The 13,557-nt window shown below is 71.0% G+C and carries 10 protein-coding genes; 1 reads left to right on the forward strand and 9 read right to left on the reverse strand.

The genetic code is table 11. The annotated features are described in order from the left end of the window. Positions 1 to 139: 139 nt before the first annotated feature. From KY572_RS03645 to KY572_RS03665, 5 genes are all read right to left on the reverse strand, one after another. Positions 140 to 2,482: a cyclic nucleotide-binding domain-containing protein gene (locus KY572_RS03645; protein ID WP_224240757.1), complete on the reverse strand. Its 2,343-nt coding sequence runs from the start codon at positions 2,480 to 2,482 to the stop codon at positions 140 to 142. Position 2,483: 1 nt separating this feature from the next. After that, positions 2,484 to 4,613 (reverse strand): HEAT repeat domain-containing protein, encoded by a 2,130-nt coding sequence (locus tag KY572_RS03650; RefSeq protein WP_224240758.1) that lies wholly within the window; start codon positions 4,611 to 4,613, stop codon positions 2,484 to 2,486. A 98-nt stretch (positions 4,614 to 4,711) separates the two neighbouring features. Next, the gene (locus KY572_RS03655; protein WP_224240759.1) at positions 4,712 to 6,643 is read right to left on the reverse strand and encodes a pseudouridine synthase; all 1,932 of its coding nucleotides are present in this window, start codon (positions 6,641 to 6,643) and stop codon (positions 4,712 to 4,714) included. A gap of 18 nt (positions 6,644 to 6,661) precedes the next feature. Further along, positions 6,662 to 7,648, reverse strand: coding sequence for an SMC-Scp complex subunit ScpB (gene scpB, locus KY572_RS03660; RefSeq protein WP_224240760.1), 987 nt, complete (start codon positions 7,646 to 7,648; stop codon positions 6,662 to 6,664). After that, positions 7,635 to 8,492: a segregation and condensation protein A gene (locus KY572_RS03665; protein WP_224241487.1), complete on the reverse strand. Its 858-nt coding sequence runs from the start codon at positions 8,490 to 8,492 to the stop codon at positions 7,635 to 7,637. The genes scpB and KY572_RS03665 overlap by 14 nt, the downstream gene beginning before the upstream one ends. Before the next feature lie 388 nt (positions 8,493 to 8,880). Here KY572_RS03665 and KY572_RS03670 point away from each other — a divergent pair, with 388 nt between their 5' ends. Next, complete coding sequence (locus tag KY572_RS03670; RefSeq protein ID WP_224240761.1) at positions 8,881 to 10,047, forward strand: DUF4388 domain-containing protein; 1,167 nt, start codon at positions 8,881 to 8,883, stop codon at positions 10,045 to 10,047. Between the two features lie 21 nt (positions 10,048 to 10,068). On the opposite strand, the gene KY572_RS03675 is transcribed toward KY572_RS03670, so the two are convergent. The 4 genes from KY572_RS03675 to KY572_RS03690 are packed head-to-tail and all read right to left on the reverse strand — an operon-like array spanning position 10,069 to position 13,542. Then, on the reverse strand, positions 10,069 to 10,890 hold the full coding sequence (locus tag KY572_RS03675; RefSeq protein WP_224240762.1) for a metallophosphoesterase: 822 nt from the start codon (positions 10,888 to 10,890) through the stop codon (positions 10,069 to 10,071). Between the two features lie 30 nt (positions 10,891 to 10,920). Continuing rightward, positions 10,921 to 11,871, reverse strand: a complete 951-nt coding sequence (gene xerD, locus KY572_RS03680; protein WP_224240763.1) for a site-specific tyrosine recombinase XerD — start codon at positions 11,869 to 11,871, stop codon at positions 10,921 to 10,923. Between the two features lie 45 nt (positions 11,872 to 11,916). Continuing rightward, positions 11,917 to 12,912: a hypothetical protein gene (locus tag KY572_RS03685; RefSeq protein ID WP_224240764.1), complete on the reverse strand. Its 996-nt coding sequence runs from the start codon at positions 12,910 to 12,912 to the stop codon at positions 11,917 to 11,919. A gap of 18 nt (positions 12,913 to 12,930) precedes the next feature. Further along, positions 12,931 to 13,542 carry an L-threonylcarbamoyladenylate synthase gene (locus tag KY572_RS03690; protein WP_224240765.1) on the reverse strand — a complete coding sequence of 204 codons (612 nt, stop codon included), beginning with the start codon at positions 13,540 to 13,542 and terminating at the stop codon, positions 12,931 to 12,933. Positions 13,543 to 13,557 lie beyond the last annotated feature (15 nt).

Below are 13,557 nucleotides of genomic sequence, written 5' to 3' on the forward strand. Positions count from 1 at the left end.
CCCCCCCTGCGCCATGGCGCAGGGGATTGGCGTGCCACTGTCTCTCCCGGGCCCTCACGCCGTATTTCGACGGTCTGCTTGTCATACCAGTTCGCAACAAGTCCGGACGGCAGGGAGGCCCCACCTGTCCCGCGCCCCATTAGACGAGCAGGTCCTCCGCCGTCAGCTCCAGCACCTGGGTGCCCGTGAGCGCCTCGGTGCGCCGCAGCCGCTGCTCGGAGAGCTCCGAGACGAGCACCAGGATCTGCGGGTGCGTGAGGATGAGCGCGTCGAAGTCCTCTCGTGGCAGGCGCAGCAGCGACGTGCGCCGGATGGCCATCACCGTCGCCGTGGCCGGCGTCTTCGACAGCAGGGAGATCTCCCCGAACAGCTCGCCCTCCCTCATCCGGGAGAGCACCTGGTCACCCTTGCGGGCCTCCACCTCGCCGGAGAGGACCACGTAGAGCCCGTCCGTCCGGTCGCCCTCGCGAACGATGATCTCGTTGCGCTTCACCTCGCGGGCGCGGAACTTCTCCACCAGCACGCGCCGATCCTTGCGCCCGAACGGCTCGAACAGCGCCGAGGTGCTCATGACGTTGGACAGCATGCGCTCGCGGCAGAACTTCTTGAGCGCCCGGGCCACCTGCGGATGCTGCCGCGACAGCTCCGCCAGCACCGGGGCTGAGATCTCCAGCAACTGCGTGTCCTCCGTCGTGCTCTCCACCGAGGCCATGCGCGGCGCTCCGGACAAGAGCGCCATCTCCCCGAAGAAGGCCCCGCTGCCCAGCGTCGCCAGCTCCTTGCGCTGCGAGCCCTCGTGCCGGAAGACGTGAACGCTGCCCTCGCAGATGACGTAGAAGGCGTTGCCGTGGCTGCCCTGCTCGAAGACGCGCTGGCCCTGCGAGAAGCGGCGCAGCGGGCAGCGCTCGAACAGCTCGATGAAGGCGTCCTGGGGCAGATCCGAGAAGAGCGGGATGTTCGGCAGCGCTCCCGCCGCGGGCGCCTCGGCGCTCACCTCTTCCGTCAGGCTGAGGATGTCCTCGTCCTCCACGTGGGTGCCGTCGGCCGAGTGCGCCGCGCGCTGTTTCACTCCGGAGATCGCCGCCGCCTCCACGGCGTGCAGCAGCGTGTCTCCTTCCGGATCCGGCTCCGTGAAGGCAGTCGACACGGGCGGTTGACTGGATGCCACTACCGCCGATCGCCCCGGTGAAGGCGTCACGGCCATGTCCGGCATTCCAGGCTCTGACGGCCGGCGCGGCCTAAGCCCGGGCGGCGCCGAGCCAGCGGGCGTTGCTGCGGCGGGAGCGGGAGCAACAGGAGTGGGCGCCGCGGGCGATGACGCAGCGGGAGGGGGCGCGCTGGAGACTGGCGCCGCAGCCACGGGAGCCGATTCCTTCGCGGCGGTAGCGACCGGGAACAGGGGCTCGCTCAGGGCAGCCCAGGCGAGCTTCTTCACCCCCCGACCCAGATCCACCTCGAGCGACGTCTCATCCGCCGACGCCACCATGTTTGCCTGAACGGGCGCTGCCTCCACGGGCGCGGGGGCGGGAGCCGCGCGCGGCGGCTCCGTCGGGACAGCGGGGACAGAGACGGAGGGACGCTGCGGGGTGCTTCGAGGAGAGAGCCCCGGGGGCCTGGCACTGACCGAGGGTGCCGGAGGTTCGGGCGCTCGAGGCGGTGGCGGGCCCTGCGTCGCGGCGGGCGTAGGATCCGGAGCCGGCGGGAAAGCTTGAACCGGCTCGCTCGCCGCTGGCTCGGACGTGACCGGCGCAGGCGGCACCTCCGGGGCCGGAGACGGTGCCGGCCGAGGGCGGACCAGAAGCTCGGTGATCGGGATGGGCACCGGATCGAGCGGAGGCGACGACACCTCGGGTGCCTGCGGCGGCGGCTGAGCCTGCACGGGCGCCGGAGCCGGGGCAGCGGGCGCCTCGGGTGGGTGCGCCATGGGCACGCCCTGAACGACGGCGAGCTCCTCGTCGGGCGGTTCCTCGACCGCCGCGGCCCGCGCTACCGGGGGAGACTCCGGAATCTCCAGCGGCGCATGGAGCGGAATCTCCATATCCTCCTCGGGCAGCTCCAGCGGCGCCACGGATGGGCCCATCGAGACGCCCATGTTCTCGGTGAAAGCAGGAAGCTCCACCCGACGCGCGGGCTTGGAAGGACGTTGAGATGCGCCGTCGTCTCCAGCGCTCTTGCGCGCGTAGAGGTCCGCCAGCATCCGCTGCACGCCCTTGTGGGCGGGATCCAGCTCGAGGATCAGCTTGCTGGCGGCGATCGCTCGCGGGAGGAAGCCCTCGCGCGCAAAGCCCGTGGCGGCGAGCTGGTAGGCCGAGACGGCGCGGTCCTTCTGGCCGGCCTTGGCCCAGGCATCCCCCATGCGCAGGCGGGCCTGGTAGTCCTTCGGCTCCGCCTTGCAGTACTCCTCGTAGATTTCCGCGGCTTTGGAGAAGCGGCCCTTGGCAAAGGCCTCGGTGGCCTTGTCCCTGAGCTTGCGCATCTCCATATCAGTGAGCCCCCTCCGCGACGGTGCCCGTCTTCGCCAGCGCGGCGCTGGCAGCCTCGCGCACCCGCCGATAATAGTCGCTCTTGAGCGCGTCGAGCGCCTCGGACTGGGCGTTGGTGCCGATCTTCTGCAGCGCCGTCACCGCGGCGGCGCGGACCTCCGGAAGGTCGTGGTACAGGTCCTTCGCCACCACCTCCGCGGCCTTGGTGTCGCCAATCTCCCCGAGCGCCAGGAGCACCTCCCGCCGAGCCACGCTCGCGGGATCATCCAGCACCTTGGAGAGCGTCTCCACCGCGTCCTTGGCCTTGATCCGGCCGAGGATGTTGGCCGCCAGCACCGCCTCCGCCCCACCCTGGCGCACCACCTCCTGCAGCGCCGACGAGGCCGAGGCAGGCGCCCCGGACTGCGCCAGCGCCTCCAGCAGCACCAGCTTCTCGCTGGAGAACTGCGGCAGCAACGACACCAGCGCGTTCTGGCCGTTCTCGCCCTGCTCCGCCAGCGCCTGGGCCAGGGCCGTCTGGAGATCCCGCTCGGCCTCGAACATGCCGCCCTTGGCGGCCTCGACACCCTCGGGCCCCATCCGCGCCAGCCCCACCAGGGCCGCGGTGCGCAGCGTCACGCTGGCGTCCCCCGCGTAGCCCTTGAGCAGCGCGAGCGCCCCCTCGGCCTTCACCGCCCCCAGCGCCCGCAGCACGGCTGCGAGCGGCTCGAGGCTCAGCGGCTCCACGTCATCGGAGAGCTCCGAGGGCACGCGCGGCTGGACCACCACCCGGCCGGCCTCGCGGGCACGCTGGGCGTTGAGCGCCCGGACGCGATCCATCAGATGGTTCTGCTTGGCGGCCCGCGCCTCCTCCTGGGCGGAGTGCGGGTGGCTCGGAGTCTCGGAAGGCGCAGAGGGATCGAACCCCGCGCCATAGGTCTGCGGCAGGGCCGTGGGAATCCAGTCCTGGCGCGGCGCCTCGATGGCCTTGAGCTCCTGCTCATACAGCTTCTGCAGCGCCGGCGCGGCCGACACATCGCCGATGGCCCCCACCGCCTCCACCGCGAGCATGCGCTGCGCGGCATCCGCCGACGCGAGCAGCGGCAGCACCCTGGGCAGCGTGGCCTTGGCCGTGGGGCCCAGGCCGATGATGGCCTGCAGGGCACCCTCGATGCCCGCCGGGCGGGAGAGCCGCTCGTTGATGGGATCCAGCGGGCACCCACCTCGCGAGCGCATGTCGCGGGCCGCAGAGATGGCCTCCCGGCGTGCGCCCTCCAAGGCGATGGCGCACAGGGCCGCGTCGGTCTCCGGCGAGCGAGGCAGCGAGGCGATGGCGTCCTTGGCCAGCCCGCTCACGACGCTCTTCTCCACCGCCACGGCCTGCAGGCGCGGGACCGCGGTCGGATCCTGAAGCTTGCGCAGCGCGTTGATGGAGGCCTCGCGCAGCTCGGGGAAGCTCTCATCGAGCAGCAGCGCGATGGCGGGCACCGCGCGCCGGTCTCCCGCATCCCCCAGGCCACGGACGGCGGCGGCGGCCATGACGACCTGGCTGTCCCGCACGAGCGGCATCAGCCGGTTGATGGCCTCCGGGCGCCCGCTCTTGCCGAGCTCCTCGGCGGCGCCGACGCGCTCCGGCAGCGTGCCCTCGTTGAGCGCGAGCAGGTTGCGCTCCCAGATGGCCTTGGACTCGGCGGCCACCACCTGGGCCATGGCGCCGGGCACGTTGGCGGACTTGAGCGCCTGGACGATGACCTGGCGCGTCTTCCGGCCTCGGCGGCCGTACTGCAGGGTGAGGTATGCCTTGGCCTTGTCGTTCTTGACCTTGGCGAGCGCCATCGCGGCGCGGCCCTGGACATCCTCCACGGGGTCCTCGAGCAGCTCGCCCAGCAGGTCCACCACCCGCGCGTCCTGGCTCTCGCCGAGCGCCGCGGCAGCCTCGCCCCGGACGATGGCGGCGACATCCTTGGCGGCGCGAGAGAAGAGGACCAGATCCTCCGCATTGCCCTGCTTCGCCAGCGCCTTCACCGCCTGGGCGCGGACCTCCGGGCGGGGGCTCTGGAGGTCAGCGAGGAGCTGATCGCGATTGCCCTGACACCCCGCCAGCAGCAGCAGGGTCAGGACGACGACAAGGGGGCGCACGCCGGTTCTCATCGCACTCCGAGAAAAGGAAGACGGTGGATGGCGAACGCTTATATCAGCCCCTCTGGAAAGAACTCAGCCGCGACGGAAGGCGGCCACCCCGCGGCGCGTCACCGGGGGCGACGCGGACCGCCAGGCTTGCGAGGGCCCCGACCTCCGCCCGGCCCTGGGCGGCGGGAGTCCCAGTCGGCGCCCGGCTCACGCCGCTTCTGCTTGCGCCAGTCGACGAAGCCTCCGCCGCCCTCTCCTTCACCCTCCGGGCGAGCGCTCCGGCGCTCCGGCCGCGCGTCTCCACCCGCTCGGGGCGTCCGGCCAAAGGCTCCGGTTCCCCGGCTGCGGGGCCCCGGCGCGGCTCCTTCTCCGCGAGGGCTCCAGGACTTCCGGGCGGGACGATCTCCGCCCTCCCCTCGGGGCTTCCACTCCTTGCGAGCCGGACGATCACCCTCGTCCCGAGGCTTCCACTCGCGACGCTCGGGACGGCCCGCCCCCTCGCCACGAGGCTTCCACTCGCGGCGCTCGGGGCGGCCTGCCCCTTCGCCACGCGGTTTCCACTCGCGGCGCTCAGGACGGGCGCCCGCCTCTCCTCGGGGCTTCCACTCCTTGCGAGCCGGACGATCACCCTCGCCACGCGGTTTCCACTCGCGGCGCTCGGGACGGTCGCCCGCCTCTCCTCGGGGCTTCCACTCCTTGCGAGCCGGACGCTCACCCTCGCCACGCGGCTTCCACTCGCGGCGCTCGGGACGCCCCGCCCCCTCGCCACGCGGCTTCCACTCACGGCGCTCGGAGCGCTCACCCTCGGCGCGAGGCTTCCACTCCTTGCGAGCAGGACGGTCGCCCCCGTCCCGGGACTTCCACTCCTTGCGGGCAGGACGCTCACCCTCGGCGCGGGGCTTCCACTCCTTGCGAGCAGGACGCTCACCCTCGGCGCGGGGCTTCCACTCCTTGCGGGCAGGACGCTCACCCTCGGCGCGGGGCTTCCACTCCCGGCGCTGGGGCCGCTCCCCGTCCTCGCCGCGCGGCTTCCACTCCTTGCGCTGCGGACGATCGCCTCCCTCCGTGCGCCCACGGCCAAAGCGCGCCAGCCCGGTGCCACCCTCGCTCCGGCCCTTGCCCGCCGCACGCGCGGGACGCCCCGCCGCGGCCGGCCGCATCCCCTCGGGAACCTCCTGCGCCCGAGGCAGCTTCACCACCACGGGCTCGGGCCGCTCGACCTCCGGCTCGAAGTCCTCGCCACCGTCATCCGCCTCCATGAAGCCGGGCGCGGACCGCCCATGGCGCCGCGGCGGCAGGCCAATCGCGCCCTCGGGCGGAGCCATCCGCGCCTCGGCCACGTCCTGCAGCAGGCGCACCTCGGAGTTCGTCAGCGGACGCAGCTCTCCGGGCCGCAGCCCGCCCACGCCCACGCCCGCATAGGCCGGGCGGTACAGGCGCACCACCGGGTGCCCCACCGCCGCGCACAGGCGCTTGATGAGGTGAGGCCGGCCCTCGGCGACGACGATCTTCAGCCACGTGTTGCGCTCGGCCTGCTCGAACACCTCCACCGAGAGCGGCGTGGCCATGCCGTCCTCGAGCCGCACGCCCCCGCGCAGCTTCTCCAGCGTGGCCGTGTCCGGCGAGCCCTTCACCTTGGCCAGGTACGTGCGCGGCACCTGGAAGCTGGGGTGCGTGAGCTTGTGGGCCAGCGCCCCATCGTCCGTGAAGAGCAGCGCGCCCTCGGCGTCGTAGTCCAGCCGGCCCACGGGGAACAGGCGCTTGCCCGCCTCCTCCACGTAGCTGGCGACCGTGGGGCGCCCCTGCGGATCCGACAGCGTCGTCACCACTCCCGCCGGCTTGTAGAGCAGGTAGTAGGACGTGTTCTCCGGCGGCGTGACGAGCTTGCCGTCCACCATCACCAGGTCCGTACCGGGCTCCACCCGGCTGCCCAGCTCCGTCACCGTCTCGTTGTTCACCTTCACCCGACCCGCGGTGATGAGCTCCTCTGCATGCCGGCGCGAAGCCACTCCCGCGCGAGCCAGGTACTTCTGAAGTCGTTCAGCAGCCATGTGATGCCTTCGTGCCCGTCACTCGGGCTTGGGTCCCGCGGCGCCCCCTTCGGGCGTCTGCGGGGGCGTGTTCGTCAACAGGCCGGCGGCGGCCTTCTGACTCTTGTCGGCGGCCGTGATGGCCTCCTCCAACTCCTCCAGCGCGGCCTCCGAGGCCGCGGCGCTCTTGTCCAGGCGCTTCTGGAAGCCTGGATCCGCCAGGGCCTCCACCGTCCCGGACACCTTGGGCGCCGCCGAGGATTCCTTCTCGACAATCTCCTGGTGCTCCTGCGTCAGCTCGTGGAACTCGCGCAGCGTGGGCAGGGAGGACAGATCCTTGAGCGCGAAGAACTCCAGGAACTCGCGCGTGGTGCCATAGAGGATGGGGCGCCCCACCTCCTCCTTCTTGCCCAGGATCTTCACCAGCTTGCGATCCATCAGCGCCTTGATGACGGCGCCGCAGTCCACGCCGCGGATCTCCTCCACCTCCGGGCGCGTCACCGGCTGGCGGTAGGCGATGATGGCCAGCGTCTCCACCGCCGCCCGGGTGAGCCGCTGCGGCTTCACGCGCAGGTAGCGCCGCACGTACTCCGCCGAGTGCGGATCCGTGCGGAACTGCCACCCGCCCGCCACCTCGTGCAGGACGATGCCGTTCACCCCGTCCCGGTGGATGCCGGAGATCTGATCGAGCGCCTTGGCGATCAGCTCGCGCTCGATGCCCGTGGACTCGAAGAGCTGATCCACCGTGAGCGGCTTGTCCGCCACGAAGAGCACGCTCTGCAGCACCGTGCGGATGCGGTCCTCGGAGAGCTTCTTGCTCTTGGCGACCAGCTTCTCGAAGGAGGTCTCCAGGTCCGGCCCGGTGTCCTCCTCGATGGCGGCGGCCTCCAGCTCGTCCAGATCGCTGTCGCCGCCCGGCCCCGTCACGGCGGCGATCTCCTCCTCGGAGAAGGGCCCCGGGCCACCGGGGGTGCCGGGAGCGGGGGCCTCGGTCGTCTCGTCGGTGGGGTTCCTACCGGTAGTCACTGTCGTCCACCTCCGTGGGGACCAGCCGCTCGAGCGCGTCCCCATTGGGCATCAGGAAGATGTCCTTGAGAGGCTCCTCCTGGAAGACGCGAATCAGGCGGCGCTTTACCATCTCCAGGATTGCCAGGAACGTAATGACGATCTCCTGGCGCGTGCTGCCCTCCGGGAACAGGCTGGCGAACGTCACCCGCTCCTGCCCTCGCACGCGCTCGACCACGCGCAGGGTGGCCTCCGAGAGCGTCAGCCGCTCGCGCACCACCTCGTGCTGCGGCTTGGGGGCCAGGCGCTCGAGCACCCGGTCCAGCGCCTCGATGAGCTTGAGGACGGAGAACTCCTGCAGCCCCACCTCCTCCTCGGGGATGGGCACCGCCTCCGCCGGCACGTTGCGGGTGAACACGTCCCGCCCGAGCAGATCCTGCTTGGCCAGCTGCTCCGCGGAGTCCTTGTACTTCTGGTACTCGAGCAGCCGCCGCACCAGCTCCGCGCGCGGATCGCCCGTCTCCTCCAGCGTCGCCTCGGTGGCCTCGACGGGGGCCGCGGCGTCCTGGCGCGGCAGCAGCATGCGGCTCTTGAGGTGCGCCAGCGTGGAGGCCATCACCAGGAACTCGCCGGCGATGTCCAGGTTCAGCTCCCGCATCTTCTGCAGGTACTCCAGGTACTTCTCGACGATGAGCGCCAGCGGGATGTCGAAGATGTCGACGCGGTGCTCGCGGATCAGGTGCAGCAGCAGATCCAGCGGGCCCTCGAAATTGGGCAGAGCAATACGGAAGGCGTCCCCTGGCGAGCGGGGCACCTCGGCATCGCTGGAGCCCTCCTCGGGCGGCGTGCGGCGGGCCTCGGTCACCGGACGTCCTTCAGGCACTTCACAGGCCTTCCCCCTTAGCAGCGCCCTCCTGGAGGGTCAAACATTCGCCGGGTCCGCCAAACCCCACTCCCGAGCGCGCGATGAGCACTTCGCGTGCGGTCAACACATGCACGCGAAGCACTTGTGCCAGACACACGTGAGAACCATTCATGAGGCCGCTGACAAGCCGTCTCGGGGACGGCGCCCGTGCCCACGAAGGTGGGCATTTCCAGCAAGCCGCTCATACCCCGGTGGCCGTCTTGTCTCAAATTCTGGAACTTTGCGACAGTCTGGCAAAAAACCAGTGAATTCAAAGGCTTGAGCATTATCAAACCTGTGATTAGCCTCCCCGGGGAGCGAGCAGGCGCCCTCAGCGGCCGGAGACATCATGGAGCACTTCAAAGGGAGCCTCACCCACTACTCGATGGACGTGGTGATCCCCGCGCTGTTGTCGCGCAAGGCGGTGGGGACGCTGCGGCTCGAGCGTGGCTCGGCCATTCGTTACTTCTTCTTCCAGGGCGGCTTCCTGGTGGGCGAGGGCTCCAACACGCCCAGCGAGCACCTGTCGCAGATGCTGGTGGATCTGGGCATCCTGGACGCGCCGCGGGCGGCGCTGGCGTACGAGGCGGCGGAGCTGGCGAACATGCCCTATGGGGCGTACCTGGTGCGCCAGCAGTTCGTGGAGATGCAGCGGATGCTGGAGGTGCTCGAGCACAAGGCGCGCGAGGCCTTCTTCGACTGCTACAACTGGGACTCGGGCGAGGTGGAGTTCAACCTGCAGCTGCCGTCGCTGGTGCACGCGGTGGAGCTGAAGCTGCCGCTGACGAGCCTGCACCGGGACGCGCTGGCGCGGCGGCGTGAGTGGAAGATGTTCCGGGACATCTTCCCGGGCATGGACACCACCTTCCGCGTCTTCCGCGAGCACGCCGTGGGGCACTTCTCCGAGGAGGAGTCCATCCTCATGAAGCGGGCGGAGGAAGGGGCCATGCTGGCCGAGCTGCTCGCCAGCGGGAAGGAGTCGCGCATCTTCGTGGCGCGGCGGCTCCTGCACCTGTACCGGCGCGGGGTGCTGGCGCCGCAGCGGGCGCGCGGCCCGTCCATGGGCGAGTCGCTGCAGGAGGCGGAGCTGCTGGAGGCCGCCCGGAACTTCCTGGACGAGGGCAAGTACGAGCACGCGATCGCGGTGGTGGAGCAGGTGCTCGAGAAGGGCCCCGTGCCGGAGGCGCACGCGCTGTACCGCGAGGCGGAGGTGAAGCTGACGCTGGCGCTGTGCGACGAGCTGTTCGCGATGGACGGGCGGCTCGTCTTCGAGCCCCTGCCCCGGCCGCTGCCCACCTCGCTGACGGCGGATGATCTCTACCTGTACTCGAAGCTGCGCGGGTCCACGACGATCCGCAAGGCGCTGAGCACGGCGGCCATGGGTGAGGCAGCCGCGGCGCGCTCGGTGCATCGGCTGCTGGCCACGGGGCTCATCCGCATTGGCCCGGTGCTGGGCGAGCTGGAGCCGGTGCGCAAGACGGATCCGTACGGCTTCCTGCCGCGCGTGCAGGCCTGAGCCGCTGCCTGCACGGCGCCGTCAGCCGTGGAGCTTCTTCAGCTCGATGCCGTCCCGCAGGGCGTGGACGTGGGGGTACGTCCGGGCGAGATCCAGCTCCACGTACACCTTGTCCTTGTCGTAGAGGGCGAAGCTGGTGGAGACGCAGAGCTGCTCGTCCCCTACCCGCTCGTAGCCCTCGCGCACCACGTCGTGGCCGTAGATGGCGATGCGGCCGCCCAGCGCGCCCAGGAAGGCGCGGGCCTGCTCGGGCCGGGCCATGCGGCTCCACAGCGTGGCGCCGATGACGGGCACGTAGAAGAACTCCTCGATGCCCATGTGGGCATAGCCCTCGAGCTGTACCTGCTCCAGATCCCCGGGCCCGTTCAGGTGCGCGGAGGGCGCGGCGTGCAGCAGCACCACGCCGTTGGGGGCCACCGCCACCAGGGGGAACTGGTTGAACAGCGTCCTCAGGGCGCCGGTGGGCCCGGGCCCCAGGCGCTCCTCGAGCACCTGGGCCTCGTCCGCATGGAACTTGGCGGTGCGCGGCCCACCCACGTGCGCGTGCTCATGGTTGCCGAGCAGGCAGTGCACCCGCCCGGGGTAGCGCTCGCGCGCCTCGAGGAACTGCCGCACCACCTCCGGGGACTCGTCGCGGTAGGGCGTGCCCAGGTAGTCCGGCCAGTTCTGCTCCGTCTCCTCGTCGGGCCCGTGGATGATGTCGCCGGTGAAGACCAGGACGGTGTCGGCGGGAGCCTCCTCGAAGAGGGCCAGCATGCGCCGGAAGTCCCCGAGGTTGCCCTGGATGTCGGTGGCGACCAGGAGCCGGCCGGAGGCCGGGAGGCGCAGGAGGCGGGAAGTCACCCCCCCAGCGTAGTGGCAGTGGCGCCTTCCTCAAGTCTCCGACCTGGGAGATTGCGGCCGCCGCTTCGGCCGAGGAGGCGGCCGGGCGACGGTGTCACTTCGCGGGTGGTGCTCGTCATACACGGCGCGCAGGCGCGCGCTGTTCACGTGCGTGTAGATCTGCGTGGTGGCCAGGTCCGCGTGGCCCAGCATGGCCTGGACGGCGCGCAGGTCCGCCCCGCGCTCCACCAGGTGGGTGGCGAAGGAGTGCCGCAGCTTGTGGGGAGAGATCGGCTTGCGGATGCCGGCCTTCAGGGCGTAGCGCTTGAGCAGCTTCCAGAAGCCCATGCGGGTGAACGGTCCGCCGCGAGGCGTCACGAAGAGGGCGCGGGACTCCTTCTTGCCCAGCAGGAACTGCCTGGGCCCGGCCAGGTACTCCTGCACCTTCTCCACCGCCATGCGCCCCACCGGGACGACGCGCTCCTTGGAGCCCTTGCCCTTGGCCACCAGGTAGCCGGCGCCCAGCTGCACGTCGTTGATGCCCAGCGAGCACAGCTCGCTCACGCGCAGGCCCGTGGCGTACAGCAGCTCCAGCATGGCCTTGTCCCGCTGGCCCGCCGGGTGGCGCTCGTCCGGCGCGGCCAGCAGCTGCTCCACCTCCTCCAGCGTGAGGAAGCTCGGCAGCTTGCGGGCGGAGCGCGGGGTGTCCAGGTCCTCGGTGGGATCCTTCTCCGCCAGCTTCTCGGCGATGAGGAACCGGTGGAAGCCGCGAATGGCCGCCAGGTGCCGCGCCTGGCTGCGCCGGGACAGGCCCCGCTGGCCCAGGCGTTTCAGGTGCTCGGACACGTCCTCCTGCTTCACCCGCTCCGCCGCCAGGACGCCGCGCGCGCGCAGATCCTCGAAGTACACCGTGAGATCGGCGGCGTAGGCGTCCACCGTCTTGCCGGACAGGCCGCGCTCGGCGCGGATGAAGGCGATGAATGCGTCGAGCAGCCCTTCCATGCCCCCAGGGTAGCGGAGCGGCGCGGCCTGGCAACCTCGCGGCCCTCACCCCTCCTTGTGGGTGTCCTCCTGCTCCCCCGCCGCGGCGGCCTCCGCCTGCGCCAGCGCCGCCAGCACCCAGGGCCAGCCCAGCAGGGCGTTGCCGGGAGACTTCAGGCACGCGTTGGCCACCTCCAGCACCTCCAGGGGCCGGGAGCGCGCCGCCAGCGCCATGTGGGCCCGCAGGAACGGGTACGGCAGATAGCTCAGGTTGTGGTGGACGACGGGGGACCACCGCAGCGTGGGCAGCCCCACCCACCGCTCCATCGCGAAGGCCCCCGCCTGGACGAGGGACTCCACCAGGAAGATGGGCAGCCGGAAGGCGGCCACCAGGTACGCCACGAGCGCGCTGGCCGCGACGGCGCCTCCGAACCGCCACTCCTTCCCGAGGCCCCAGATGACCATGGGCACCAGGCTCAGCACGATGGCGCCGATCTGCACCCGGTTGATGGACAGGCCCTTGCCCCGGGCCAGCGCGCCGATGCTCCCCGCGCACAGGCCGCCCACCAGCCCCAGACACCCGCCCGTGACGATGCCGGCCACGCCTCCCATCCGGGGCCCGAAGGCCCCGCCCACCGCCGCGTGCAGCCCCACCAGCATGGCCTGGCTCGCCAGGAAGCCCATCAGCGTCCCGGCCGCCAGCCCCGAGGACAGCGCCAGGAACAGCCCCATCAGCGAGCACAGCACCGCGCTCACCCACCACCCGGGCTCCAGCTTCAGCCCCAGGCTCGCCAGGGCCGTGCCCGCCGACACGGTCAGCAGCGGGGAGACGAGCAGGAGCAGCACCAGCATCCGCCGTGCGTAGAGCCCCGCCGCGCGGCTGCCGTCGGACTGCTCGTGCCACAGCTGCCCTACCCGCCCTCCGGGAGACTGGATGCCGGCTCCATGCAGCCGGTAGTGCAGATCCACCGGCTGCCACAGCAGCATCCACAGCAGCCGGGGAAGCCCTGGGACCTTCTCCGGAGCGTCGGGGGCGACATCATGCGAGCTCGGGAGGTCCACTGCGCTGCTCCTCTGCCTCTAGGCGTCCAGCCGGCCCTTGCCCTGCCGGAGGATCTCCAACGAGTCGCCGATCAGCGACACCACCGTGGACGGCTCCATCAGCGTCACCCCGCCGTCCAGGATCAGCTCCAACCCGTGCCCCAGCTTCTCCTTGATGTCCCGAGCGTCGATGAGCGGCTCTCCGCTCTCGTCGCTCGCCGAGGTGGTGATGATGGGCCGGCCCAACCCCGCCGCCAGCGCTCGGGCCAGCGGCGCGTCCGGCACGCGGATGCCCACCTGCTTCTGCTTGGACATCATGATCTCCGGGACGATCCGCGTCGCCTCGAGGATGAAGGTGAACGCGCCCGGCGTCAGCCCCTTCATGGTGCGGTAGGCGAAGTTGCTCACGTGCGCGTACTTCGCCACGTCCGAGAGATCCGGGCACAGGAACGACAGCGGCTTCTTCTTGTCCCGCCCCTTGAGCTTGTACAGCCGCTCGATGGCCTTCTTCGACGTCAGATCGCATCCCAGACCGTAGTAGGTGTCAGTGGGATACGCGATGAGGCCGCCACGCTCGAGCACCTCCACGGCGCGTGCGACATGCCGAGGCTGAGGGTGTTGGATGTCCACCTCGAGGATGGGGGCTGCCATTGCGGGTCTCCTGAG

Source organism: Hyalangium gracile (assembly GCF_020103725.1).
GTDB classification, from domain to species: Bacteria; Myxococcota; Myxococcia; order Myxococcales; family Myxococcaceae; genus Hyalangium; species Hyalangium gracile.

Excerpts from the sequence above, each read along its gene's own strand:
- KY572_RS03690 (WP_224240765.1), bottom strand. The coding sequence starts at position 13,542 with ATGGCAGCCCCCATCCTCGAGGTGGACATCCAACACCCTCAGCCTCGG.
- KY572_RS03645 (WP_224240757.1), bottom strand. The coding sequence starts at position 2,482 with ATGGAGATGCGCAAGCTCAGGGACAAGGCCACCGAGGCCTTTGCCAAG.
- xerD (WP_224240763.1), bottom strand. The coding sequence starts at position 11,871 with ATGGAAGGGCTGCTCGACGCATTCATCGCCTTCATCCGCGCCGAGCGC.
- KY572_RS03670 (WP_224240761.1), top strand. The coding sequence starts at position 8,881 with ATGGAGCACTTCAAAGGGAGCCTCACCCACTACTCGATGGACGTGGTG.
- KY572_RS03655 (WP_224240759.1), bottom strand. The coding sequence starts at position 6,643 with ATGGCTGCTGAACGACTTCAGAAGTACCTGGCTCGCGCGGGAGTGGCT.
- KY572_RS03650 (WP_224240758.1), bottom strand. The coding sequence starts at position 4,613 with ATGAGAACCGGCGTGCGCCCCCTTGTCGTCGTCCTGACCCTGCTGCTG.